At 73.8% G+C, this 25,216-nt stretch carries 20 protein-coding genes and 1 riboswitch; of the genes, 8 read left to right on the forward strand and 12 right to left on the reverse strand.

Annotation, left to right across the window (positions count from 1 at the left end):
* The first annotated feature begins 361 nt into the window (after nt 1–361).
* From ACQPYD_RS25610 to thiD, 3 genes are all read left to right on the forward strand, one after another.
* A complete protein-coding gene (locus ACQPYD_RS25610) occupies nt 362–1,282 on the forward strand; it encodes a DUF368 domain-containing protein (RefSeq protein ID WP_433698045.1) in 921 nt (306 codons plus the stop codon).
* A gap of 26 nt (nt 1,283–1,308) precedes the next feature.
* On the forward strand, nt 1,309–2,007 hold the full coding sequence (locus ACQPYD_RS25615; RefSeq protein ID WP_344179394.1) for a DedA family protein: 699 nt from the start codon (nt 1,309–1,311) through the stop codon (nt 2,005–2,007).
* Nucleotides 2,008–2,112: 105 nt separating this feature from the next.
* Nucleotides 2,113–2,210: riboswitch (TPP riboswitch) on the forward strand.
* On the forward strand, nt 2,199–3,005 hold the full coding sequence (gene thiD, locus ACQPYD_RS25620) for a bifunctional hydroxymethylpyrimidine kinase/phosphomethylpyrimidine kinase (protein ID WP_433698046.1): 807 nt from the start codon (nt 2,199–2,201) through the stop codon (nt 3,003–3,005). It overlaps the preceding riboswitch by 12 nt.
* Before the next feature lie 133 nt (nt 3,006–3,138).
* Here thiD and ACQPYD_RS25625 read toward each other — a convergent pair whose 3' ends face one another.
* A complete protein-coding gene (locus ACQPYD_RS25625) occupies nt 3,139–4,578 on the reverse strand; it encodes an alanine/glycine:cation symporter family protein (protein WP_433698047.1) in 1,440 nt (479 codons plus the stop codon).
* A 232-nt stretch (nt 4,579–4,810) separates the two neighbouring features.
* On the reverse strand, nt 4,811–5,056 hold the full coding sequence (locus ACQPYD_RS25630; RefSeq protein ID WP_433698048.1) for a DUF6457 domain-containing protein: 246 nt from the start codon (nt 5,054–5,056) through the stop codon (nt 4,811–4,813).
* Nucleotides 5,057–5,301: 245 nt separating this feature from the next.
* Here ACQPYD_RS25630 and ACQPYD_RS25635 point away from each other — a divergent pair, with 245 nt between their 5' ends.
* Nucleotides 5,302–6,438 carry a glycosyltransferase family 4 protein gene (locus ACQPYD_RS25635; protein ID WP_433698049.1) on the forward strand — a complete coding sequence of 379 codons (1,137 nt, stop codon included), beginning with the start codon at nt 5,302–5,304 and terminating at the stop codon, nt 6,436–6,438.
* 136 nt (nt 6,439–6,574) lie between these two features.
* Here the strand turns inward: ACQPYD_RS25635 and ACQPYD_RS25640 are convergent, their stop codons facing one another.
* Nucleotides 6,575–7,900, reverse strand: a complete 1,326-nt coding sequence (locus tag ACQPYD_RS25640; protein WP_433698050.1) for a pyridoxal phosphate-dependent aminotransferase — start codon at nt 7,898–7,900, stop codon at nt 6,575–6,577.
* 132 nt (nt 7,901–8,032) lie between these two features.
* On the opposite strand from ACQPYD_RS25640, the gene ACQPYD_RS25645 reads away from it, so the two are divergent.
* On the forward strand, nt 8,033–8,980 hold the full coding sequence (locus ACQPYD_RS25645; protein ID WP_433698051.1) for a LysR family transcriptional regulator: 948 nt from the start codon (nt 8,033–8,035) through the stop codon (nt 8,978–8,980).
* A gap of 19 nt (nt 8,981–8,999) precedes the next feature.
* On the opposite strand, the gene ACQPYD_RS25650 is transcribed toward ACQPYD_RS25645, so the two are convergent.
* The 4 genes from ACQPYD_RS25650 to ACQPYD_RS25665 form a co-directional block, all read right to left on the reverse strand.
* On the reverse strand, nt 9,000–9,425 hold the full coding sequence (locus ACQPYD_RS25650) for a PPOX class F420-dependent oxidoreductase (protein ID WP_433698052.1): 426 nt from the start codon (nt 9,423–9,425) through the stop codon (nt 9,000–9,002).
* A 190-nt stretch (nt 9,426–9,615) separates the two neighbouring features.
* The gene (locus ACQPYD_RS25655) at nt 9,616–9,945 is read right to left on the reverse strand and encodes a hypothetical protein (protein ID WP_433698053.1); all 330 of its coding nucleotides are present in this window, start codon (nt 9,943–9,945) and stop codon (nt 9,616–9,618) included.
* A gap of 109 nt (nt 9,946–10,054) precedes the next feature.
* Nucleotides 10,055–11,299, reverse strand: a complete 1,245-nt coding sequence (locus ACQPYD_RS25660; protein ID WP_433698054.1) for a glycosyltransferase — start codon at nt 11,297–11,299, stop codon at nt 10,055–10,057.
* Between the two features lie 17 nt (nt 11,300–11,316).
* The gene (locus tag ACQPYD_RS25665; protein WP_433702133.1) at nt 11,317–12,213 is read right to left on the reverse strand and encodes a DMT family transporter; all 897 of its coding nucleotides are present in this window, start codon (nt 12,211–12,213) and stop codon (nt 11,317–11,319) included.
* A 463-nt stretch (nt 12,214–12,676) separates the two neighbouring features.
* Here ACQPYD_RS25665 and ACQPYD_RS25670 point away from each other — a divergent pair, with 463 nt between their 5' ends.
* Nucleotides 12,677–14,239 carry a beta-N-acetylhexosaminidase gene (locus ACQPYD_RS25670; protein WP_433702134.1) on the forward strand — a complete coding sequence of 521 codons (1,563 nt, stop codon included), beginning with the start codon at nt 12,677–12,679 and terminating at the stop codon, nt 14,237–14,239.
* Nucleotides 14,240–14,337: 98 nt separating this feature from the next.
* Here ACQPYD_RS25670 and ACQPYD_RS25675 read toward each other — a convergent pair whose 3' ends face one another.
* Together ACQPYD_RS25675 and ACQPYD_RS25680 are read right to left on the reverse strand one after the other, a co-directional pair.
* Nucleotides 14,338–15,579: an alanine racemase gene (locus tag ACQPYD_RS25675; RefSeq protein ID WP_433698055.1), complete on the reverse strand. Its 1,242-nt coding sequence runs from the start codon at nt 15,577–15,579 to the stop codon at nt 14,338–14,340.
* Between the two features lie 115 nt (nt 15,580–15,694).
* Nucleotides 15,695–16,663 (reverse strand): glycerophosphodiester phosphodiesterase, encoded by a 969-nt coding sequence (locus tag ACQPYD_RS25680; protein WP_433698056.1) that lies wholly within the window; start codon nt 16,661–16,663, stop codon nt 15,695–15,697.
* A gap of 254 nt (nt 16,664–16,917) precedes the next feature.
* Here ACQPYD_RS25680 and ACQPYD_RS25685 point away from each other — a divergent pair, with 254 nt between their 5' ends.
* A complete protein-coding gene (locus ACQPYD_RS25685; RefSeq protein ID WP_433698057.1) occupies nt 16,918–18,435 on the forward strand; it encodes a hypothetical protein in 1,518 nt (505 codons plus the stop codon).
* 377 nt (nt 18,436–18,812) lie between these two features.
* Complete coding sequence (locus ACQPYD_RS25690; protein ID WP_433698058.1) at nt 18,813–20,615, forward strand: gamma-glutamyltransferase family protein; 1,803 nt, start codon at nt 18,813–18,815, stop codon at nt 20,613–20,615.
* 428 nt (nt 20,616–21,043) lie between these two features.
* Here the strand turns inward: ACQPYD_RS25690 and ACQPYD_RS25695 are convergent, their stop codons facing one another.
* The 3 genes from ACQPYD_RS25695 to ACQPYD_RS25705 form a co-directional block, all read right to left on the reverse strand.
* Nucleotides 21,044–22,219: a C40 family peptidase gene (locus tag ACQPYD_RS25695; protein ID WP_433698059.1), complete on the reverse strand. Its 1,176-nt coding sequence runs from the start codon at nt 22,217–22,219 to the stop codon at nt 21,044–21,046.
* Between the two features lie 173 nt (nt 22,220–22,392).
* Nucleotides 22,393–24,063 carry a bifunctional 3'-5' exonuclease/DNA polymerase gene (locus ACQPYD_RS25700; RefSeq protein WP_433698060.1) on the reverse strand — a complete coding sequence of 557 codons (1,671 nt, stop codon included), beginning with the start codon at nt 24,061–24,063 and terminating at the stop codon, nt 22,393–22,395.
* 152 nt (nt 24,064–24,215) lie between these two features.
* Nucleotides 24,216–25,145: a 2-hydroxyacid dehydrogenase gene (locus ACQPYD_RS25705; protein WP_433698061.1), complete on the reverse strand. Its 930-nt coding sequence runs from the start codon at nt 25,143–25,145 to the stop codon at nt 24,216–24,218.
* Nucleotides 25,146–25,216: the final 71 nt, after the last annotated feature.

Genomic DNA, 25,216 nt, shown 5'->3' on the forward strand with positions numbered 1-25,216 from the left:
CCCTGTGGAGGACCACACCCTGTCACTGAGACGAAGCACAGTTTTCGGATGCTATCCAGCTGCCCTGCCACAGGGCCGAAAATTAAGACATCCCAGGACAAAGGCCACGTAAGGGTTCTGCCATGCCCTGCTTCGGCGGCTCAAGGCGGGGTGCGGTCGTCCACAACTCTCCTCAGCGGCTGCCCACAGCGGCCTCCGCCCCTTGTACCTTAGATCCCGACGGCCGCGATCTCCGGCCGATTCGGACAGTCTCCTTTTCGCCTCATCCCCCACCCGTCGCACATTCGCGTGCGCGGGCGAGACCCTTAGGACGGAGGAAGGCGCACCTCTCCCGGACCCCGGGTCGCGTCCAACTACCCAGATGGCCAATTCCGCAGGCTCCTACCTCGTCAACGCGGTGCGCGGCGGCGCCGTGGGCGCCTCCGAAGCCCTTCCCGGTATCAGCGGCGGGACCGTCGCCCTCATCGTCGGCCTCTACGACGAGCTCATCGGCGGCGCGGGCCACACGGTCAGCGGGATCAAGCGGTACGTCACGGACGTCCCGCGCGGGCGCGGCAGGGCCCGCGCGCAGCAGCAGTTCCGGCAGGTGGACTGGGGCGTCCTGGTTCCCGCGCTGGTCGGCATGGCCGTGTTCCTGGTCCTGGCCGCCCTCCTGCTGGCGCCGCTCGTTGACGCCTACACCCAGTACGCCTACGCCCTGTTCTTCGGCCTCGTCCTCGCGTGCCTGTGGATCCCCTACTCCGGGGCGGGCCGCCCCTGGAGGGCCGGGCACTACGCCGTGGCGCTGGTGTTCGCCGTGGCCGCGTTCGTGCTCACCGGTCTGCCGGGCGCCAACCTGCCGGCCCACCCGGCGGTCGTCTTCCTCGCCGCCGCGGTGGCCGTCTGCGCGCTCGTCCTGCCGGGGCTGTCCGGCTCCTTCATCCTGCTCACCCTCGGGCTCTACGAGCCGACGATCAGCGCGGTCGGCGACCTGGACATCGCCTACCTGGCCGTCTTCGCCCTGGGCATGCTCACCGGCCTGTCCCTGTTCGTGAAGCTGCTCCAGCACCTCCTGGAGAACTTCCACCACATGACCCTCGTTGTACTCACCGGCCTCATGGCCGGTTCGCTGCGCGCCCTGTGGCCGTGGCAGACCGAGTCCCGCGAGGTCGTCACCCCCACCGACGTCCCTGTGACAGTCGTCTTCATCGTCGCCGGTTTCGTGATCGTGACCGCGGCCATCGTCTGGGAGCACCGCAAGCGCTCCCGGGCCGAGGCCGCCCGCGTCGCGGCCGGCGTCTGACCGGAAAGAACGGAAAGCCACTTCTCATGACAGCGAATCTGTGGACGGCGTCGAACCTGGCGATGGAAGGCGAGGTCGTCCACGAGTACGAGGGCTTCATCGGCTGGGTGCTGAGCCTGATGACGACCCTGGGCGAGCCCGGCGTCGGCGTGGCCCTGTTCATCGAGACCTTCTTCCCACCGATGCCGAGCGAGGCGGTCCTGCCCGGTGCGGGCTTCCTCGCCTACGACGGGCACATGAACGTCTGGCTCGCCATCCTGTGGGCCACGATCGGCTGCCTGGTCGGCGCCTGGGGCTTCTACGCGATCGGCGCCCTGCTGGGCCGGGACCGCACCAAGTGGCTGGTGGAGAAGACCCCCCTGCTCGAGGTCGAGGACTTCTACAAGGCCGAGCGCTTCTTCGCCCGCTTCGGCGGCCTCGCCGTTCTCCTGGGCCGGTGCGTGCCGCTGGTGCGCAGCTTCATCTCGGTCCCCGCCGGCATCGAGCGGATGCCCATCCTCAAGTTCTCCGTGTACACCGTGATCGGCTCCGCCGTCTGGAACTCGATCTGGATCGGCCTCGGCTACGCCTTCGGCCCGGCCATCAAGCCGATCCTGGTGCAGTGGAGCGGCCTCATCAGCAACATCGTGCTGGTCGTCATCGCCCTGCTGTTCCTGTGGTTCGTCATCGCCCGCGTCCGCAAGCTGCTCAAGGCCCGGTCCGCGGACAACGCCCCCACCCTCTGAACGGCGCCGGCAGCCGTACGGGCCCCTCGGGCCCGCACGTCCGGAACACATACGCCGGCCCCCTCGGGTCGGCCGCATACTGAGCGGGGCCGCCCACGCGGCGGCCCCGACGGCGCGGGGTGCCGGTGAGTCCACCGGCTGAGAGCACACCCGTCGAACCTGCCCTAGTTCGTACTAGCGAAGGAACGCCCATGAGCGCGTACAACATCGTGTCCATCGCCGGCAGCGACCCCAGCGGGGGCGCCGGGATCCAGGCGGACCTCAAGGCCTTCTCCGCACACGGCGCCTTCGGCATGACCGTGGTCGCGGCCCTCACCGCCCAGTCCACGCGCGGCGTCACCGGGGTCCACCCGATCCCCGCCGAGTTCGTCGTCCACCAGATGGACACCCTCTTCTCCGACGCCACGGTGCACGCGGTCAAGGTCGGCATGCTCGGCACGGCCGAGGTCACCGAGGCCGTCGCCGAGGCGATCGGGCGCCACGGACTGCCCCACGTGGTGGTGGACCCGGTGATGGTGGCCAAGAGCGGCGACCGCCTGCTGGAGCCCTCCGCCGTCGACGCGCTGCGCACCCGGCTGCTGCCCCGGGCGGACCTGGTCACGCCGAACCTGCCCGAGGCGGCCGACCTGCTGGACGAGCCGGAGGCGGCCGACCTGGCGGCGATGCACGGCCAGGCCCTCCGACTGCTGGAGTTCGGTCCGCGCGCGGTCCTGCTCAAGGGAGGCCACCTGGCCGGCGATGACTGCGTCGACATCCTCGCGACCAAGGGCTCCGCCCCGGTCGAGTTCCGCTCGCCGAGGGTCCGCACCCGCAACACGCACGGCACGGGGTGCACCCTGTCCTCCTCGATCGCGGCCCTGCTCCCGCAGCGACCGGACGCGGCCTCCGCCGTGGGCGACGCCAAGGCCTACCTGACCGAGGCGCTCCGGCGGGCGGACGAGATCGACGCCGGAGGCGGGCAGGGGCCCGTGCACCACTTCCACGCCTGGTGGAAGTAGGACCCGTCGGCCGGGGAACGGCACCGACGCCCTTCCCCGCGGGGCCGGGCCCGGCGGCGCTGCCGCCTCCGCCGGGCCCGGCCGCGTTCGCGGCGGCCGCGGCCGGGGGCGCGGCGGGCCGCCGGTCGTGCCGCTACCCCCGTACGGGCTCCATGACCGCGTCCGGGTCCCGCCAGTCCGGGTGGGCGAAGAACTTCCTCGTCTCCGCGACGACCACCGGGGACAGCAGGAGCAGCCCGATCAGGTTGGGCAGGGCCATGAGGCCGTTGGCGATGTCGCTGAACAGCCACACCGCGTCGATCTGCGCCGTGGCGCCGACGTAGACGACGGCGATGAACAGCAGCCGGTAGGGCACGACGAGCGAGCGCCCCGCCAGGTACACGACGCACCTCTCGCCGTAGTAGGCCCAGCCGATGATGGTCGTGTAGGCGAAGACCACCACCGCGCAGGCGACGAACACGGGCCCCAGGCCCGCCAGGTCCGGGCTGATCCGGCCGAGGCCGACCTCCATCGCGGAGGTGGTGAGCAGGACCCCCTTGTCGCTGCCCTCCACCCCCGCGGCGTCGGGGTCCTGCCACACCCCGGTCGTGATGATCATCATCGCGGTCAGGGTCAGCATGATCACGGTGTCGACGAAGGTCTGCGTCATCGCGACGAGGGCCTGGCGGACCGGCTGGCCGGTCCTGGCCGCCGCGGCGGCGATGGCGCCGGTGCCCATGCCGGACTCGTTCGAGAAGATGCCGCGGGAGACGCCCTGGCGGATGACGTACATCAGGGTGGCGCCCGCGAACCCGCCCGCCGCGGAGGTGCCGGTGAAGGCGTCGCCGAGGACCAGTGCGAAGGCGGGGCCGATCCGGTCGTGGTGCACCGCCAGGACCAGCAGGTTCATGAGGACGAAGCCGATGATCATGAACGGGACCACGGCGGAGGCGACCCGGCCGATCCCCTTGATGCCGCCGAGGACGACCACGGCGGTCAGCAGCATCAGGACCACGCCGACGACCCGCTGGTCGGCGCCGGTGGCGTCGTTGACCGCCTCGGCTACGGCGTTGGCCTGGGTGCCGTTGCCGATGCCGAAGGCGGCGACCGCCCCGAAGACGGCGAACGAGGAGCCGAGGAGGACGCCGAGCCCTCCGGGGAGGCCCCGGCGCAGGTAGTACATCGGGCCGCCGGCCTGCTCGCCCCTCTCGTCCGTGACCCGGTACTTCACCCCGAGCAGGGCCTCGCTGTACTTGGTGGCCATGCCCAGGACGCCGGTGACCCACATCCAGAAGAGGGCTCCCGGTCCGCCGAGTCCGATGGCCAGGCCCACCCCGGCGATGTTGCCGACGCCGGTCGTCGCGGCCAGGGCGGTGTTGAGGGCCTGGAAGTGCGAGATGTCGCCCCTGAGGTCCTCACCGCCCTCCTCCCGCCGGACGAGGGCGAGCCACAGGGCGTGGGCGAGCCGGGTGAACTGGAGCGCCTGCAGCCGGATCGTCAGGTAGACCCCGGTGACCAGCAGCAGCGGGAGGAGGACGAGCGGACCCCAGACGACGCCGCTCAGTACTCCGGCCATGTCGAGCAGCAGGTCCACGGGGCTCTCCGTCTCGGTGCGCGCGTCGGCCCGGCGCCACCGGCACGACGAGGCGGGGGCCGGCGGTCCGGGGGGTCGTGCCGACGCTAGTGGAGACCGCGCGGCGTCGCCGGGAAATCGCGGCAACACGCGGCGGAGCCGTGTCCCCCGCTCCCCGGGGCCTCCTCACCGGGGGCCGGGGGCCCGCCCGCCGGACGCCCCGGTCCCGGAGGCGCGTGTGGGCGGGCAGCGGTCAGGAGTCGTCCTTGTGGGAGAGGGCGAGCCTGCTCAACACCTCGGCGGCCCGGACCGGGTCGGCGCCCCGGCCCACGGCGACGCCGAGCAGGTAGGTGGTGAGCGGGGCGGCGGGGCGGGCCACCGAGTGGGCGGCGTCCTTGGCGAGGTCGAGGACGCGGTCGACGTCCTCCTTGCCCAGGGGCTCCGTACCGGTCAGGTCCAGTTCACGGCGGACGGCTTCCGCCCATTCGACGAGGGTCACCGGGCGACTCCTAGGAGAGGGATGGCGGTCACGTCAGGCGATCATAGCCACCCGGGTGTCACCGGGCGGCCACAGGCGCGCGCGGGCGGGTCACCGTCCGATCGCCCGGCCCACGCCTGCGCTTCGGGAGGGGTTCCCCCGGCGCCGGACCGCGGTTCATCCGGCGGCCCTAGTGTCGGCACCAGCCTTCCCCCGGCGTTGGGAGCCCCCGCATGCCACCGACCGAGCCCTCTCAGCCGCTTCGCGTGGCGATCGTGACGGAGTCCTTCCTCCCGCAGGTCAACGGGGTGACCAACTCCGTCTGCCGGGTCGCCGAGCTGCTCGCCTCGCGCGGGCACCGGGCCCTCGTCCTGGCTCCCGGCCCCGGACCGTCCTCCTACGCGGGCTTTCCCGTGGTCCGCATGCCCTCGCTCCCCCTCCCCTTCTACCGGGACTTCCCCGTGGGCCTTCCCGCCCGGCGCACGATGACCGCGGCCGTCCGCGCCTTCGCCCCCGACGTGCTGCACCTGGCCTCGCCCGCCCTGCTCGGGTCCGCGGCGGTGGAGACCGCCCGCCGCTGGGCCCTCCCGACGGTGGCGGTGTTCCAGACCGACCTCCCCGGCTTCGCGGCGCGCTACGGCCTGCCCGGCGGCGACGGCGTCTGGTCCCTGCTCAAGCGCACGCACTCCGCCGTCGACCGCACGCTCGTCCCCTCCTCGGCCGCCATGGAGGCGCTGTCCGGACGCGGATTCCCCCGGCTGGACCTGTGGCGGCGCGGTGTCGACGCCCGCCGGTTCTCCCCCGCCCACCGCGACGACGGCCTGCGCCGCAGGCTCGCGCCGAACGGCGAGACCGTCGTGGGCTACGCGGGGAGGCTGGCCCGGGACAAGCGGGTCGACCTGCTCGCCCACGTGGCCCGCCTGCGCGACATCAGGCTTGTCGTGGTCGGGGACGGTCCCGAGCGCTCCCGCCTGCGCCGCCGCCTGCCCGACGCCGTCTTCACCGGGCAGCGCACGGGCTCCGAGCTGTCCCGGCTGTACGCGTCGATGGACGTGTTCGTCCACACGGGGGCCGACGAGACGTTCTGCCAGGCCGTCCAGGAGGCGCTGGCCTCGGGGGTGCCGGTGGTCGCCCCCGCCGCGGGCGGGCCTCTGGACCTGGTCGTCCCCGAGCACAACGGGCTCCTGTTCGCGCCGGACTCGGTCCGCGAGCTGCGCGTGGCGGTCGGGCGCCTGGCCCACAACAGGGCCGTGCGGGAGAGGATGGCCGGGCGGGCCCGCGCCTCGGTGGAGCACCGCAGCTGGGAGGCGGTCGGCGACCAGCTCATCGGCCACTACCGGGCGGTGATCGCGCCCAGCCGCGAGCTGGCGGCGCGGGGGACCGACACCGCGCGGTCCGCCTGAGCGCTTCGGGCCGGCGGGGACGGCCGCGGGCGGGGGCCGGACAGGGCTCCGGCCTCCCCCGGAAGGAGCGTCCGGGGGAGGCCGGAAGAGTGTGCGCCCGCCCCGCCCCCTTCCACGGGGCGGACGCCGGGATGGTCTAGCCGACGGTCTGGGCGGTGGCCCGGGCCCGCGTGACCACGGCGCTGGGAGCGGCGTCGAGCAGCATGGCGAGGACCTCGTCGAGCCTGTCCAGGTGGGCGCGGATCCAGGGCAGGGCCAGCGGGTCCGTGGCGGCGAGCGCGGTGTAGCGGCGCTCCTCGGACTCCCCGTAGAGCAGGCTCGTGGCGACCCTCATGCGCAGGGCCCCGGCCCCCTCGCCGAATTCGAGGGCGGGCAGGACGCCCATGCCGAAGCGGTCCAGGAGCAGCCCGGTCAGCGCCGGGCCGGTGGTGACGCCGTGCAGGGCGGCCAGCCTCTCGCGGACCGGCTCGAAGTCGGGGTAGAGGTAGAACGCGGCGCGCGGGGCGGCGACGGTCGCGCCGGCGCGCTCGAAGGCCCCGGCGACCGCGCGGGCCACGATGCCGTGCAGGCGGCTGCTGCGGTCGATGTGGTCGACGAGTTCGACGGGCTCGGTGAAGGCGTGGGAGGCGGCCTCCTGGACGGGGGCGGCGGGGCTGGACCAGATCTCGCTGGCCACGCCCAGCAGCCCGCCGCGCAGCCGGTGGCCGGCCTCGGAGTCGGGAAGGCGCAGCACGCCGATCCGCCATCCGCCCAGGGCGAGGTTCTTGCTCAGGCCGGTGGAGACGACGGTGCGCTCGGGCGCGTACTCGGCGGGGCTGTGGATCTGGACGGGGTCCTCGCCCGGGCCCGCCGGATGCACCAGGTCCCGGTAGATCTCGTCGGAGATGATCAGCAGGTCGAGCTCGCGCGCCACCTCGGAGAGCCTGCGGACGGTGTCGGCGTCGGCCACGGTCCCGGTGGGGTTGTCCGGCAGGGTGACGATGACGGCGTTGACCGTCCGCCCCTCCTCGCGGGCGGCGGTCACCGCGGCGTGCAGGAGGTCGGGCTGCGGCACGCCGCCCTGGCCGGTGGCCGTGGGGACCAGGATCGGCCGCTGGCCGACCAGTCGGCTCTGCGCGGCGTAGCTGACCCAGCTGGGCGCGGCGATCGCGGTGTCGCCGCCGATCTCCAGCAGGAGGCTGTACAGGAGCGGCTTGCTGCCGGGGCCCGCGATGACCAGGCCGGGGTCGGTGGGCAGTCCGCGGCGTTCCCAGTAGCCCGCCGCGGCCTCCCGCAGGGCCGCCGACCCGGCGACGGGGCCGTAGGCGTTGGCGCCGTTGCCGGCGGAGAGCTGGTCGCGCATGACCGGGTGGACCGGGAGCCCGGCCTCGCCGAAGCCCAGCGGCAGAACGCGCACCCCCTGGCGCCGCTTCTCGGCGAGGGCTTCGTTGACGGCAAGGGTGGCGGACACAGTGACGGTCATGGACGACTCATCTCCGGCTCATCGTTCGGCGCTCGACCGCGCCTCGGTGCGACGGTCTGTCATGCCTCACCCTGCCCCGCTTCGGTCATCAGTACAAGCGAGTCTTTTCGATGCTGAGCGTAAGATGTCCTTATGCTAGATCTCCGACGCCTGCACGTCCTCCGCGAGTTCAGCGTCCGGGGCACCATCGCGGCCACCGCGAGCGCCCTCGGCTACACGCCTTCCGCGGTCTCCCAGCAGCTGGCCAGACTGGAGCAGGAGACGGGTGTCGCGCTCCTGGACCGCTCCCCCAAGGGGGCCGAGCTGACGGACGCCGGACGGCTGCTCGTGACCCAGGCGGAGGAGATCCTGGCCCTGGTGGAGGCGACCGAGTCGGTGCTCGCGGAGCAGGCGGACGTCGCCCTCGGCATGGTGACCGTCACGGCGTTCCCGACCGCCGCCGTGGCGTTCGCCCCCCTGCTCGCCCCGCCGCTGCGGCGGCACGAGGGGATGCAGCTCGTCCTCCGGCAGACCCTGCTGTCGACCGGGCCCCAGAAGGTGCGGTCGCGGGAGGTGGACATCGCCCTGGTCGACGACTGGTCGGGGCAGCACCCCGGCCGGGGGCCCGACGGCGGGCTGCGCCACATCCACCTGCTGCGCGACCCGCTGGTGCTGGCGGTGCCGGAGGACCACAGGCTGGCGGACCCGGCCGAGCCGGCGACACTGGACCGCCTGCTCGGCGAGTCGTGGATCGTGGCGCCGCAGACCGAGCGATCGCGCTACGGAACGGACCGGCTCCTGGCCGAGGTGGGCGGGCTTCCCGCCACCACCTGGGAGTTCGAGGGCCTGGGGACCATCCTGAGCCTGGTGTCCCGGGGCATCGGGATCGCCGCCGTCCCGGCCCTGGCGATGGTGGGCTCCCCCGCGGGACTGGTCTGCCGGCGGCTCCCCGCGTCGGCGCCGGAGCGGCACGTGTACGCGGTGGTGCGCCCCGCCGCGCTGCGCAGGCCCGCGGTGCAGGTGACGCTGGCGGCACTGCGCGAGGCCGCCCGGCAGGTCGAGCGGGAACTCGAGGAGGTCGCGGAACTCGCGGACCCGTAGCCCGCTCCCCGGGCCCGCGTCAGTCGGCGCCGGGCCGCCCGTGGACCGTCCTCCTCGAGGGGTACCACTCGTCGCCCACGGGATCCCCCTCCAGGTTCCAGCTCCAGGAGACGTCCGGGGTGACGCGCAGGAACACGCCGGGACCGATCATGCCCGTCCGCTCGAACGGCTGCTCCGCGCGGCCGTAGACCCGGATTCCCCGCGCGACGAACGGTTCGAGGGAGACCAGGTCGTCCACGACCAGCGCGACCCTGCCCGGCCCGTCGCCGAGGTTGCGGAACTTCCGGGTCCGGGTGACGGACGCCGCGCCCCCGATCCAGATGTGCGCGCCGTCGAACTCGAACGCCACCGGGACGACGTCGGGCTGCCCTCCGGGACCGACGGTCGCCAGGCGCGCGAGCGGCTGGGAGCGGAGGTAGTCGGTCTCGGCTTCGGTGAACGACACGGGCTCTCGACCTCCGGGGCCCCTCGGCGGGGCCGTCGCGCGGACAGGACGGGGCCAGGATACGGGCGCCGCGCCGGTCCAGGGCCCGGGGCTCTCCACAACGGCGTGTGGCCCGGCCCTCCTGGGCCGGGCCACACGCCGGTCGGGTCGCGTTCGGCAGTCCCCCGGGGCTCCGACGCCTCGCACCGGTTCACTCGCCGCCGTCCCTGCCGCGGCTCCTGTCGATCCTGCGCCGCAGTCTGCGGCAGACGTGGAGCGCGCGGTCGCGGTCGTCCCGGGCGTTCCACCATCGCGCGTAGGCTTCCAGTCTGCGTTGTCTCAGTGCCTCCAGTTCGGCCTCCATCCGGGTCACCCTGTGCTCCAGGTCGATCCGTTCGCGCTCGAACGACGACATGTCGCGCTCATGGGACCCCGCCTCCCTCTCGGCGTCCGAGAGCCGGGCGGCGAGGGCCTCGGCGGCGTTCCCGCCGCGGGCGGTCCGGCTGCGGCCGGCCTGTCCACTGATGCCTTGGAACCACACAGTGTCTGGTGTTTCCCGAAGGGCCCCAACATCACCGTTCGCCACGCAAAGAATACGGAAAGTGGCAAAAGGTTCAAGGTTCCCTTTTTGGACATACCGCCCAATTGACTCATACCGCGACCGGGCGTGCGGAGAACTCCCTCTCCGCCCTCAGCGGTACGGGGGTGGCCCCCTGCAGACGCACATAGACCGACTCGAAGCGCTCCAGCGACCGGTGGTGGTCGTGCCGCAGGGCGATCTCGCGGCTGGCCGCGCCCAGGGAGCGGCGGGTCCGCTCGCTCCCGAGGACCGAGAGCAGCCGGTCCGCCAGGCTCTCCGGGTCGCCCGGCGGGAAGAGGAACCCGTTGCGCCCCACCTCCACCAGGTGCGGCAGCGCCATCGCGTCGGCGGCGACCACCGGCAGGCCGGTGGACATCGCCTCCAGCGTGGCGATGCTCTGGAGCTCGGCCACGCCCGCTATCGCGAACGCGTCACCCGCCGCGTACACCAGCGGGAGGTCCTCGTCGGGGACGAACCCCAGGAAGAACACCCGGTCCGCCACCCCCAGCTCCGCCGCCAGCGCCCGCAGCTCCTGCTCGCGCGCCCCGATCCCCGCCAGCGCCAGCTGGGCGTCCCTCTCCGGGAGGATCCGCGCCAGCGCCCGGATCGTGTCGTCGATCCTCTTCTCCGCGTCGAGCCGCCCCACGAACACGACCGTGTCCCGGTCCGGGAGGCCGAACCTGGCCCTCGCAGCCGACCGGTCCCGCGGCCGGGGGTGGAAGCGCTCCAGGTCGATCCCGCACGAGACGGCCTCGACCTCCCGGGCGAACCCCTTCTCCCGGAGGAGTCCGGCCGCGCGGGGCGTCGGCGTCGTCACGTGGTCGGCCCCGCCCGCCGCCCGGACCATGTCCTTCCACGCCAGCGCGCCCACCGCCGACTGCATCGACCGGGGCACCCGGGCGTGCGCGTACAGGTTGTCCGGCATGAAGTGGTTGGTCAGGACCACCGGGATCCCCTCGGCCCGGCCGCGGTGCATCGCCGACCGGCTGAGGGTGAAGTGGCTCTGCGCGTGCACGACGTCCGGGTCGAAGCGCCGCAGGAGCCTGGTGATGTGCCCGCCCATGCCCAGGGGGACCGCGGCCCGCATACTCGGCTGGAAGGGCAGGCGCGCGGAGCGCAGGCGGTGCTCGGTGACCGCCCCGTCGACCGTCACGTAGGGGTCGCCCACCTCGGAGGGGCACACCACGTGGACCCGGTGCCCGCGACCCGCGAGCCCCTCGGCGAGGCGGTGGGCGAAGTACCCGGCGCCGTTGACGTCGGGCGGGTACGTGTCGGTGGCGATCAGGACACGCAGCGGGCGACTGGGCTCGGCCATGAGTGGGTCTCCTTCGTTCAACGTGTACGGGTACGGACCGTCGTCCCCGGGTGCCTCCGGCCGCCCGGTGCCTCGGGGTTGCGGTGGCGCGCCTGCGCCAGCGCGATGGTGCCCGCGATCGCCAGCATGCTGAAGGCCAGCGCTCCGATCTGGGCCCCGGGGGTCTCCGGCGCGCCCTCTCCCAGGAGGACGGCGCCTATCGCCACGCCGACGACCGGGTCGGTGATCAGGAGGGTCGCGTAGGCGGCGGAGAAGTGCCCCGTGCGGTAGGCGTTCTGCATCAGCAGGGCGCCGAAGACCGCCGTGACCACGGCGAGCAGGGTCAGCCAGCTGACGAGCCGGGTCCAGTCGTCGACCGCGTTCGCGGTGACCACCCGGGCCAGGCCGGAGGTGGTCCCCAGGGCCGCGCCGCCGGCGAGGGCGAGGAGCAGGGCCCTGGCACCGCTCTTCATCCAGTGCGCGGTCAGGTAGACGAGGAGGCCCGCGCCGACCGCGGCCCCGGCGAGCGCGAGGGCCGTGGAGGTCGGCAGGACGGGGACGTCGGAACCGTGCGGGAAGAGGAGGAGGACCCCGGTGAGGCCCACCATCACCGCGACCCCGGCGACGACCTGGGACATCCCGACCCTCTGGCGGTTGAACACCGCCGACAGGACGATCGCGAACAGCAGGCCGATCACGCCCAGCGGCTGGATGACGGTCAGCGGCGCCCCGCTGAGGGCGATGAGGTGCAGGCTCGACCCGAGGACCGCGGCGGCGCTGCCGATCAGCCAGCGGGGCTGGCGGAGCAGGTGCAGCAGGAACCCGGCGCGGGCGACCTGCCGACCGGGGGCCCGGACGGCGTCGCGCTCCTGGAGGGCGGAGCCGAGCGCGAGGCTGAACGCCCCCGTGACGGCGATGAGGACGGGCCAGAACATCACCGGGACCACCCGCCGCGCTCCACGGGTGTCCCCCGCCTCTCCGTCATCGCCGCATCCCCTGACGCTCGGTCCCGGCCCGGATCGTGGAACACCGGGCATGACCAGAACAGTACGAACGGGAGGGGTGTCCTGGCGATAAAGCCAACCCCCCTCCGTCGGTAGTGCCCACCCCACTGCGCGACGGGTCCGTGCACGCGCTGTGCCTCTTCTGCGACGGTTTTCGGCGCCTTCGTACCGCCCCGCCTGTTTCTACGTCTCCCGCAAAACACGGAGTGTTAAGAGCCATGCAGGGTCAAGACTGGGTATGGGGCAGGCGTGAATAGCCCTCCCAGGAGGACCGATTGGCGCCGGGGGTGTGTTCGGGAGAGGCCCCGTGGCACTATGTCCGTGATTGGTCTAGACCGGATAGGAGCAGTTCGCCGTGCCCGACACCCCAGCCTCATCCCCGACCCCCCTCCCCGTGATCCCCCGCCCCTCCCGGACGGAGTCCGGTGGGCCGGGGGGCCTCACCCTCACCGCCGCGACCAGGGTCTCCGCCGACGCCGAAGCCCGGGGCACGCTCACGTGGCTCCAGCGTGAACTCGGAGCGGCCACCGGCCTCCCCCTGGCCACCGGCGACGAGGCCAGCGCGCAGATCCGCCTCAGCGTCGACGCCCAGGCCGGTCTGGGGAGGGAGGGCTACCGGCTGATCGTGGACGACGAGGGCGCCATCATCGTCGGCAACGACCCCGCCGGGGTGTTCTACGGAGCGCAGACTCTGCGCCAGCTCCTCCCGCCCGACGCCTTCCGCAGCGCCCCCCTGGGCGGCGCCGTGTGGACCCTGCCGGCCGTGAGCGTCACCGACGCCCCGCGCTTCCGGTGGCGCGGCGCGATGCTGGACATCGCCCGCCACTTCTCCCCCAAACGGGAGATCCTGCGGTTCATCGACCTCCTGGCGATGCACAAGCTCAACGTCCTGCACCTGCACCTGACCGACGACCAGGGCTGGCGGATCGAGATCCGCCGCTACCCGCGGCTCACCGAGGTCGGCTCCTGGCGGACCGAGAGCCAGCTGGGCGCCGGCAAGCCGCCCGAGTTCGACGGCCGCCCCCACGGCGGCTTCCTGACCCAGGACGACATCCGCGAGATCGTCGCCTACGCGGACGCCCGCCACGTCGCGGTCGTCCCCGAGATCGACGTGCCCGGCCACTCCCAGGCGGCCATCCACGCCTACCCGGAGCTGGGGGAGAGCGGCCTGATCCCGGTCGGGACCCAGTGGGGCGTCTTCGACGAGGTCCTCGCGGTGACCGACAACGTGCTGGAGTTCTACAAGAACGTCTTCGACGAACTCCTCGAACTGTTCCCGAGCACCTACATCCACGTGGGCGGCGACGAGTGCCCCAAGACCCAGTGGAAGAACAGCGCGTCCGCGCAGAAGCGGATCAAGGACGAGGGGCTCGCCGACGAGGACGAGCTGCAGAGCTGGTTCATCCGCCAGTTGGACGACCACCTGACGGCGCGCGGACGGCGGCTGCTCGGCTGGGACGAGATCCTGGAGGGCGGGCTGGCCCCGGGCGCGACCGTGATGTCGTGGCGGGGCGAGGAGGGCGGCATCGCCGCCGCCCGCGCCGGGCACGACGTGATCATGAGTCCCACCGCCACCTCCTACCTCGACTACAAGCAGTCCGAGTCCGAGGACGAGCCGATCCGGGTGGGGACGCTGCTGCGGACCGAGGACGTCTACACCGCCGGGACGGTCCCCCCCGGCCTCACCGAGGAGGAGGCCGCCCATGTGCTCGGTGCGCAGGTGAACGTGTGGGTGGAGCACATCGACACGCCGCGCAAGCTCGACTACATGGTGTTCCCCCGGCTGTCGGCCTTCGCCGAGAAGGTGTGGTCGGCGGGTGAGCGCGACTACGCCGAGTTCGAGCCCCGGCTGGAGCGGCACCTGGAGCGGCTGGACGCCGTCGGGGTGGAGTACCGGCCGCTGGACGGGCCGCGGCCCTGGCACACCCGCCCCGGGGTCCGCGGCTGGGGGGAGTAGCTCCCCGCCGGGTCCGGCCGCCGACGCCGCCGCGCCCCCGCGGCCGTCGGCGGCCCCGGCCGCCGTCCGCCGCGCGGCGGACGGCGGCCGGGCGCCGGTCAGAAGTAGGTGGCGACCGCGTCCACGACGGTGTCGGCGTCGTCCACCACCGGGATGACGTGCCAGCGGTCGAACGCGGTGCACGGGTGCGAGATGCCGAACGAGAGCAGGTCCCCGGGACGGACGCCCAGCTCCGGCGGGACCCGCAGGTAGGCGTGGTGGTCGTTGAGGTCGGTGATCTCGACGCCCTCCGCCGCCTCCGCGCCCCCGTCCGCGCGGCGCAGCAGGCGCGGGACGGGGAACCCCTGGTCGTAGTTGGCCTCCCGGCGCCCCAGGGCGGCGATCGCCAGCCCCCTCTCCGGCGTCGAGGTCACCTGGGCCCACAGCTCCAGGGCGCCCGCCAGGGCCCCGGGCCCCTCGGGGAGGCGGTTGTAGGGGGTCGTCCTCCTGTACAGGCCGTCGTCGTGGGCGACGTAGGCCCCGCTGCGGAGGACGGGGATGTACTCGGTCCGGCCGCCCATCTCCTCCGCGACCAGGTCGAACCACGCGCTGCCGCCCACCGAGACGATCGGCTGGCCCACCCCGAGTACCTCCGTGAGGGCGGCGGCGTCGCCGGAGAGGTCCCGGAGGAACCCCCGGACCGCGTCCGCGTCGCCCAGCGGCCCCTCGTATCCGGCGACGCCCGCCAGGGCCAGCCCCGGCGCCTCCTCGACCGCGCGCGCGACGGCGAGGACCTCCTCGCGGGTGCGGCAGCCGGTCCGTCCGCCCGGTACCCCCCGTTCCACCAGGATCCGGAGGGGGCGCCCGCCCTCCCGGCCGGCGACGGAGCGGGCCGCTGCCGCGACCCCCTCGGCCGAGTCGGCGTAGAACAGGAACTCGAAGCCGGGATCGGCCGCGGCCTCGTCCGCCGCCCAGCGCAGGACCTTCCCGTCGAACAGCTGGTTGGCGAGCAGGATGCGGCGGACCCCGAACCGTCTGAGGTCCAGGACCTGGTTGGCGGTGGCGGCGGTGACGCCCCACGCGCCCGCGTCCAGCTGGCGCTGGATGAGTGCGGGCGCCATGGAGGTCTTGCCGTGCGGTGCGAACAGCAGCCCGCCCTCGCGGGTGAAGTCGGCGAGCGCGGTGATGTTGCGGTCCAGCGCGGAGGCCCTCAGGACCATCAGCGGCCAGGTGAAGGGGCCGGTGAACAGGTTGTCGCGGCGGGCCGCGAACTCCTCCAGGGTGATGGGACCGCCCGGCCACCACAGCCCCTTGGTCCGCCAGTCGACGTGTTCCTGGGGGATGGTCAGCCGGTCGCTCACGTCGCCTCCTGCTCCAGTGCCGCGCGCCGGGGGCGACCCGACGGGTCGCCCCCGGCGCGCGGGTTCGGTGTGGTCCGGACCGATCATGCCATTGGCGGCGGCGCGGCCACCAGGGTCAGTAGCGGACGAGTGCCGGCGCCGGTGTGGCGGCCCTGTCGATGGCGTCGCGCCCGCCGTTGAAGTCGGCGATCGCCCGCTGCCCCGTGTCGGGGAAGTCGGTGATGAAGCCGTCGACGCCGAGGTCGAGGACGTGGTCCATGCGCTGTCTGTCGTTGATGGTGTAGGGCATGATCTCCAGGCCCGCGTCCTGAACCCGCTGGACGTAGGCGGCGTCGATGGTGGTGTGGTTGGGGTTGATCATGTGCGCCCAGGTGAACTCGCCGATGCGCGCCTCGGGCACCCGGCCCAGGAGCGCGTGCGGGACGGACGGCAGCAGGGACTTGGACCGGCGGACCGAGTCCCAGTCGAAGCTCTGCACGATGAGCTTGCGGGGTTCCCAGGCCGGGTTGTGCTCCAGCCAGGTCCGGCGCCCGGCCAGCTCCTCGGCGACCGCCCGCTCGATGCCGGGGTAGAGCGCCGGTTCCTTGACCTCCAGGAAGAGGTTGAGGTCCAGCCGCTCCAGCCGGTCGAGCGCCTCGTCGAAGGTCGGGACCCGCTCCCCGGTGAAGGAGGGGGCGAACCACGAACCCGCGTCGAGCCTCCTGATCTCCCTCAGGGTGAAGTCGCCGACGAGGTACGGGCTCCGGTCCGGGAAGACCGACTCGACGTTGGTGGTCCGGGCCAGCGTGGTGTCGTGCAGGAGCACGATGTGGTTGTCCGCCGTGCGCTGGATGTCGATCTCGACCGTCTCCGCCCCGAGCTCGTCGGCCGCGTCGAGTGCGGCGAGCGTGTTCTCCGGGGCGTGACCGGCGGCTCCCCTGTGGGAGACGGCGATCAGAGGACGTGTGGGGGATGCGTGCTGGACCTCGACGACGCTCCGGCTGCCCGTCCCCGCGGGGTCGAGGGCCGGTGCTGCGGGCGAGGCGCTGGCACTGACTGCAACGAAGAGTGAAACGGCTCCGACGACGATCCCGATGCGGTGCACCGGACCTCCCAGGTGAGCGTGAACAGGCCGACTGCTTCTCAGGGTGAGCGCGCATGGTGACGGGGCGGTGACCGTGTGCAGAGCATTCGGTGATCCGCGGCCCATCATCTGGTGGTGAAGTGGCACCCAACACCACGTCTCACCCAGTGCATCCCTTTGATTACTTCATGTGTCATTTTTGACCACAGGGTCCCCCCATAACTACCCAGAGTCCTGAGATCATCACCTTCAGTAGTCGATTGGAAGGAACTCTCATGCGCAAGCACCACACGGGGTGGGTCGCGCTGTTCGGCGCCGCCGCCATCGCGACGTCGGGGCTGGTCGGTGTCCCCGCCGCGTCCGCGGACGCGAGGGACGGAGGAGGCCTGAGCTGGCCGCTGGTCAGACAGGGGACGTCCTCGTACAGCCTCGACGGCTTCGAGATCGCCTACCTGCCCCCGGGACTGGAGCGGTACGGGATCCACGCCTCCTCCACCACCGACCGGCAGGGCGTCCGCCAGTCGCAGATCTCCTGGGTCCAGGGACCCGACCAGCTGTACGGCCGGGTCTCGGTGATCCGCTCGGAGCGGGTGCAGGAACTCGACGACCTCCGCGAGAGCCGCTACACCCACCTGGCCGACAAGGGCCTGGAGCGGCTCGCGGCGGGCGAGGGCTTCGGGCGCGAGGCCTACCTGTCGGAGTCCACGGGCGACCTGTTCTGGCTGGAGCGGCCGGGCGTCGCCGTCACCACCCACCTCCAGCCGGAGCGGTGGGACCGCGGTGAACTGCTCGAGATGGCCGGATCCGTGACCGAGGGGTCCGGTTCTCCGGAGGCGCCGGCGGCGGAGGCCCCCGAGGCTCCCGCCGAGGAGGCGCCGGCGGCGGAGGCCCCCGAGGCTCCCGCCGAGGAGGCGCCGGCGGCGGAGGCCCCCGCCGAGGAGGCGCCCGTCCAACAGGCTCCCGCCGAGGAGGCCCCCACCGAAGAGGCCCCCGTCCAACAGGCCCCCGCGGAGGAGGCCCCCGCCGAGGAGGCCGCGCAGCAGGTCGAACCCGCTGCAGGGGAGCCCGCCGAACAGGCACCCGCGACGGAGGCCGGGAGCTCCGGGGAGGCGGGTGCTCCCGCCGAGGAGGCTCCGGCGGACGGCGCGGTGGAGGCCGCTCCGGTCGCGAACCCGGACGCTCCGCAGGCGCCCGGCACCGAGGAGGCCCCGGGCGGGGGAGCCCAGGAGGCAGTCGGCCAGGAGCCCGCCGGGAGCCCGGCGCAGACCCCGGCGCAGACGCCCGCCGACACTCCCGCGGCGGCCGAACTGCCCGAGGGCGCCGAGGCCCGCCGGGTCGAGGAGTGCGTCCTCGACCGGTTCGTGGACTTCGGGTCCGGCGCGACCGAACCGGTCGGCGCCCGGCTGCCCCTGGCCGAGGGGGAGTTCGTGGAACAGGCCCTGAGCAAGGACCAGCTCACCGCGGAGGACCGCGACCGGCTGCTCGCCGCCGTCTGGAACCACGGCGAGGAGGACGCCAGGTCCGGTGCCGTCGACCACTGCGCCGGGGAGCTCGGCCTGGACCCCGTCCAGGTGGAGGGCGTGATCGGCGCGGTCGTGGAAAGGGTCGGCGACCTCTTCCAGGAGCCCGCCCAGGAGGCGGCCCCGGCCGTGGAGCAGGTGTCGGACGGGGGCGGCGCCCAGGAGGGCGCCGCCGCGGACACGGGCGCCGAGCCCGTCGACCCCGTCGACGCCCAGGAGTGGGAGGAGATGTGGGCCTCGCTGCCCTGGAAGTTCGAGGCCGGCAGCGCCTGACCACGGCCGTTCCGGGGCGGCCCGGACCGGCCGGAGGGCCGGCCGGGACCGCCCCGGGGTGAGCGGGGCCCGGGCGGCAGCCGGTCGGCACGGCGCGGATGCCCCCCGGGTCCCCGCGTCGGATCGTCCCGGGGCCGGTGCGTCGCGCCGGCCCCGGGCTCCCTCCGCGGACGAGGCGGGGAGGAGGACCTCCGGCCGGTGGACGGCCCCCTCCCCGGCCCCCTCGGCCGGGAACATCCCATGATGTACCGTCACTCCGTGTCGGCGGCCGGGCGACCACGGCCGACCGCCCCGTCACCACCCCCGTCCGGGGCTCCCCGGCCCAGGACACCGATGGCGACCGCCATCCCCCCACCCCCGAGGAAGGGCCCGCTCAGATGCCCGGTTTCACCACACGTCCCCAGCTCCGCGGCGATTTCGGCATGGTCGCCTCCACCCACTGGCTGGCCAGTGCCACCGGCATGTCCCTGCTCGAACGCGGGGGCAACGCCTTCGACGCCGTCGTCGCCGCGGGTTTCACCCTCCAGGTCGTCGAGCCCCACCTCAACGGCCCCGGCGGCGAGGTCCCCGTCGTCTTCCAGGCGGCGGGCGCGGACCCCCGCGTGCTGTGCGGACAGGGCGTGGCGCCGGCCGCGGCGACCATCGAGGCCTACGGGGGCATGGACCGCATCCCGGGCAGCGGCGTGCTCGCCGCCACCGTGCCCGGCGCCTTCGACGCCTGGATGCTGCTCCTGCGCGACCACGGCACGATGACCGTCCGCGACGTCCTCGACCACGCCATCGGGCTGGCCGAGCGCGGCTACCCCGTCCTGGACCGGATCGCCGCGGCCGTCACCGCCCTGCGTCCCGTCTTCTCCCGGCACTGGGCGGGTTCGGCCGCCGTCTACCTCCCCCACGGAACGGTGCCCGCGCCCGGCTCCCGGCTGCGCAACCCCGCGCTGGCGGCCACCTACCGCCGGATCGTCGCCGAGGCCGAGGGGGCCGGCGGTGACCGTGAGGAGCAGATCGAGGCGGCGCGCAGGGCCTGGTCGCAGGGCTTCGTCGCCGAGGCGGTCGGCGAGTTCCTGGCCTCCCCCGTCCCCAGCGGCACGGGCGAGCCCCAGCGCGCCCTGCTCACCGCCCAGGACATGGCCGACTGGAGCGCCTCCTACGAGGAGCCGGTCGGCGTCGCCTACGGGACCCACACCGTGCACAAGACCGGTCCGTGGGGCCAGGGCCCCACCATGCTCCAGCAGTTCCGGCTGGCGGAGGCCCTGGGCACCGGGCACGACGTCCGCGACGGGATCAGCGCCGACTTCGTCCACCGGGTGGCCGAGGCGGCCAAGCTCGCCTTCGCCGACCGCGAGGCCTGGTACGGCGACCCGGACTTCACCGACGTCCCCCTCAAGGAGCTGCTCGGCTCCGACTACACCGCCGTGCGCGCCGCCCTGGTCGACGACGCCCGCGCCGGCATGGAGCAGCGGCCCGGCCGCATCGGCGCCCGCTCCCCGTTCGAGCCTCCCCTGTACGTGCCCGGCCGGACCCCCGGCGACCGCACCACCGGGGAGCCGACCGTGCGCGACGCGGCCCTCTCCAACCCCGCGGACCTGCGCGGCGACACCTGCCACGTGGACGTCGTGGACTCCTTCGGCAACATGGTCTCGGCCACCCCCAGCGGCGGCTGGCTCAGCAGCTCCCCCGTCATCCCCGACCTCGGCTTCCCGCTCGGCAGCAGGGCCCAGATGTTCTGGCTCGACCCCGACTCCCCCAACGCCCTGGCCCCGCGCAAGCGCCCCCGCACCACCCTGTCCCCCACCCTGGTCACCCGGGAGGACGGGCAGGCCGTGCTGGCGATCGGCACGCCGGGCGGCGACCAGCAGGACCAGTGGACGTTCACCGCGCTGCTGCGCATCCTCAACGGGGTGGACGACCTCCAGGAGGCGCTGGACACCCCCATGTTCCACACCAACGCCTTCCCGAGCTCGTTCCACCCGCGCGAGACGGTCCCGGGGGGCCTGGTCGTGGAGCCCGGCGTCGGCGAGGACACGATCGCGGACCTGGTGGCACGCGGGCACCGGGTGCAGGTCGCGCAGCCGTGGTCGCTGGGGCGGCTGGCGGCCGTGGCCCGCGACCCCGACACCGGCGAGCTGCGCGCGGCCGCCGACGCCCGCGCGTCGCAGGGGTACGCGGCGGGCCGCTGACACGGAGGGGGACACGGGGCGGCGGCCCACGGGACGGCTCCGGCCGCGATGCGGTCCGGGTGCGGATTGAGAGCGCTTGCCTGCCTTGATCTGGCCTCTTGCCAAATCGTCCGGTCACTGCTTATGTAGACCTGTGCAGCGGGTCCCCGGGAACTCCCGGAGTGCTCTCCGCCGCAACTCGGAACCATTGAATACGGGGTTCGCGCGCTGTCTCCCCCTCCCTCAGCGACGGCCCTGTTCCCCCTCCTGACCGAGGCCTGCCTTCCCCTCCCGGCTGGGTTTTTCGGACAAGGAGAAAAGAGTGGGCCGTGGTGCCGCCGACGCGGTGGCACCACGGCCCACTCCTGCTTTTCCCGGTGTGCCGCATTTCCCTCGCACCCGAGGGATTTCCCCGCCAGGGCCGATACCGGACGGGGAAATCCCGGGAATCACGCGTTGACGCGTACCGCGCCCGCGTAGTTCTGGGTCCGCACGGGCGTGACGCGCACGTCGAGGCCGGTCCGCGGGGCCTCCAGCATCATGCCCTCGCCGAGGTAGATGGCGACGTGCGAGATGTAGTCCGGCGCCGTGGGGTCGGACCGCCAGAACAGCAGGTCGCCGCGCTGGAGGTCCTCGTACTCCACGCGCTCGCCGGCGTTCCACTGGTCGTGGGTCACCCGGGGGATGCTCACCCCCGCCTCGCGGAACGCCCACTGGAGCAGCCCCGAGCAGTCGAACCCGACGTCAGGGGTGGTCCCGCCCCAGACGTAGGGGACGCCGAGCTGGGTCTCGGCGTTGGCGATGACCTGCTCGATCACCGTGGAGGGCACGGCGTCGCCGTCGACGAGGGGTTCGGGGGCGTCCGCGACGAGCTGGAGCGAGGCGTCCTCCCCGAGTGCCTCCCCCAGGGCTTCGTGCAGGTCCCACAGGTCGGCGTCGGGCGCCGAGACCACCAGGGCGTTGCCCTCGGGCATGCCGAGTTCGGCGGCGCGCTCACGCGACACGAGCGCGTCGATGCCCGCGATGCCGGAGGTGGCGTGCGTCCACACCTCCACGGGGATCTCGCCCCGCCCGCCCGCGACGGTGACCTCGCTGCCGACCTCGAGTCCGCGTTCGGTGCCGACGTCCCTGGAGAGGGCTATGCGGCCCTCGGCCACGCCCTGCCAGATCTCGTCGGACTCGGCGGAGGGCTCGGGCGCGTGGTTGCGGAAGCTGGAGGGGGAGACGCCGAGGACCGAGGTGGGCTCGCCGTCGATCTCGACGCGGGCCGCGTCGACGGCCAGGGCTGCCTCCACGCCCTCGACGGCGCGGACGGCGGCGACGGCCTCGCGCGGCAGCTCGCGCGGGGAGACGGCGAAGTACTCGACGCTGCGCGCCTCCCGGAAGGGGGCCACGTAGGCGTCGCGTTCGAGGTCGGCGACGTCGGCGACGTCGGGCGGCCGGGGGTCGGCCCCCTGGTCCTGTCGGGGATCGGTGCCGCTGGGGGCGTTGAGGGAGAGTTGCTCGCTGACGGGGGGACGGTCCTCGACCACCGGGTCCGCCCAGGCAGGGCTGGCTCCGAGGGCGGTGAAGGCGACCGCGAACGCGACCGTGGTACCCGTACACGTTCTGAAACGGCTCCGCACGGGGAGATCTCACCTTTCTGTGAGCCACCCGGGGTGTGGGGGACCCCTGAGGCGCACGGGCTGTCTTTCCTTGCCGATGGTTACCGCGTCCAAGAATGGGCGCACCAGGACGAGTTTGCAAGAAGCCCACGCCGTCCGGTGGTGGACGCCCACGTCCCGGCCTCGCGGGCATTCTAGAGGTGCGCGTAGTTGTCGGTGACGACCGTCGCGAGGGGAAAGCGTACGGGGGTCTCCCCGAAGAGCGTCGTCCGGGTCTGCGCCTCCGCGTCGGCGACCGCGCGCACCGCCTCGTCCGCCAGTTCGGCGGGCACGTGCAGGACGACCTCGTCGTGGACGAAGAAGACGATGCCGCCGCCCTCCGGCATGTCCGGCAGGCGCCGGCGCAGCGCGGCGAGCAGCACCAGTGCCCATTCGGCCGCAGTGGCCTGGACGACGAAGTTGCGGGTGAACCGGCCGTGGGCCCGTCTGCGGCGGTCGCCGCCGGGGCCCGAGACGGCGGCGGCCCAGTCGTCCGGGGCGGGCGAGGTCCGGCCCAGCCAGGAGCGGACCACTCCGCCGCCCTCCCCCGTGCGCGCGGCGGAGTCGACGTGGTCGAGGGCGCGCGGGTAGAGGCGGCGCATGGTGGCCAGCAGGGGCGCGGCGTCGCCGGAGGTCTGGCCGTACATGGCGGAGAGCATGCCGATCTTGGCCCGTTCGCGGTCTCCGCCCACGTGCACGGCGAGGCGGGCGTAGAGGTCCTCCTCCGCGGCGGCCGCGGCGAGCGCGTCGTCCCCGGAGACGGCGGCGAGCACGCGCGGTTCGAGCTGCCCGGCGTCGGCGCGGACGAGCACCCAGCCGGGGTCGGACCGGACGGCCCCGCGCACCGACTTGGGGATCTGCAGGGCGCCGCCGCCCCGGGTGGCCCAGCGGCCGGACACGACGCCGCCGACCACGTAGTCGGGGCGGAAGCGGCCGAGCCGTTCGCCCCGGGGACCGGGGTGTTCGCCGACCCAGGTCTCCAGCCAGGCCCAGCCGTTGGCCGAGTGCAGCCGGGAGAGCTCCTTGTAGCGCAGCAGCAGGGGCACGACGGGGTGGTCGACCTGCTCCAGCACCCAGGACCGGGTGGACTCCACGGGGTGGCCGATCGACGCCATGGCCTTGAGGACCTGGGCCGGCGAGTCGGGGTTGACCTCGCGGCCGACGGCGTCGCCGATGCGGGCGGCGAGGTCGGCCAGCACGGGCGGGCGCCGCCCGGCCGGCGGCCGGGGTCCGAGGATGTCGGTGAGGATCCGGTCGTGGACGTCGGGCCGCCAGGGCAGGCCGTCGTGGCTCATCTCCGCGGCGGCGAGCCCTCCCGCGGACTCCACGGCCGTGAGCAGGCGCATCCGCCCGGGGTCGGGGAGGTCGGCGATACGGCGCAGCTGGTCGCCGTGCACCTCGACCAGGGCGGCGAGGCGGTCGGTGCCGGGGGGCAGGGTGGAGCGGTCGGCCTCGAAGAGCGCGGGCTGGGCCGCGGCGCCCTCGCCGAGCGGCCGGACCGGATCGGCGGGGACGGGCAGACCGTGCAGCCTGGCCCACGCCGCGCCGAGGGAGTGCGCCTCACGGTGGCGCACCTGGTGGCCGAGGAGGAGTGCCTCGGTCAGGGCCGCGTCGTGGCAGCGGGAGACCCGGACGCCCGCCCTGACCAGGTCGGGGTAGACGTCCTCTCCGGCCGACCACACCCACCGGGGCGGTTCGGGCCCCGCGTGCTCGGCGGCGCGGACGGCGGCGGCGAGGTCGGCCACACGTCGGACGGGGCCGGGGACTGTGTCCAGTTCCTGGAGCCAGCCGCCGCCCTCGCCGTCGGCGACCACTGCGATCCGCATGCTCCCATTCTGGCCGCGACCGCCGACATTCGGCCGCCTCCGGCACGGACGCCGTGTCGGCCTCCCCTCCCGGGGGAGGGGCCGTCGCCGCGCCTGCGGCACGGGCCGCCGGGTTCGGGGCCGCCCGTGCCGGTACGGCCCCGGCCGTCCCGCTAGCGGCCTCCGTCCCCGGCCCGGACGACGTTGGCCAGGGGCTCCCCCGCGGCCCAGCGGGAGAGCTGGGCGTCCATGAAGGCCCGGGCGCGGGGGTAGAACGCGGCGGAGCCGCCCGCGACGTGCGGGGTGACGAACACCCCCGGCGCGTCCCACAGGGGGTGCTCCACCGGCAGGGGCTCGGGGTCGGTGACGTCGAGGGCAGCACGCACCCGGCCGTTCTCCGCCAGCAGGGCGCGGGTGTCCAGGACGGGGCCCCGCCCCACGTTGACCACGAGCGCGTCGTCGCGCAGCAGGGCGAACTCGGCCGCGCCGAACAGGCCGCGGGTGGCCTCGGTGAGCGGGGTGACCAGCACGACGACGTCGACGTCCGGCAGCAGGGCGTGCAGCTCGCCGGCCCCGTGCACGCCCTCGTCGGGGCGCGCCCGGCCGGCCACACGCACGACCTCGGTCTCGAAGGGGAGGAGCCGCTGCTCGACGGCCCTGCCGATGCTGCCGTAGCCGACGATCATCACGCGCGAGTCGGCGAGGGAGCGCAGCGGGACGGACTCCCACCGGTGGTCCCTCTGCGCGACCGCCCACCGGGGCAGGTCGCGCTGGGCGGCCAGGATCAGGGCGAGGGTGTGCTCGGCGGTGCTGGCGTCGTGCAGGCCGCGCCCGTTGCACAGGGTCACGTGGTCGGGGACCAGGGGCAGGACGTGCTCGTAGCCCGCCGAGAGGAGCTGGACCACCTCCAGCGAGGGCATCCGCGAGATCACGTCGAGCCGCTCGTCGACGCCCTGGGAGGAGGGGGTGTAGGGCACCTGGTAGAAGGCGACATCGTCGAGTCCGGCCCCGGGGGCGCGTCCTCCGGCGTAGACGTCCACCGTCAGGGAGGCCGGGGCGCCCTCCCTGTTCCGTTCCCACTGCACCAGTGCTCGGCCGCCCATGTCGCCGCTTCCTCTCCCTCGGTCCGTGTCACCGGCCACCCTAGTGTCCCGGGTCGACCGAAGTCCGATGG

Origin of the sequence: Nocardiopsis sp. CA-288880, assembly GCF_050955985.1 — a bacterium.
GTDB classification, from domain to species: domain Bacteria; phylum Actinomycetota; class Actinomycetes; order Streptosporangiales; family Streptosporangiaceae; genus Nocardiopsis; species Nocardiopsis tropica.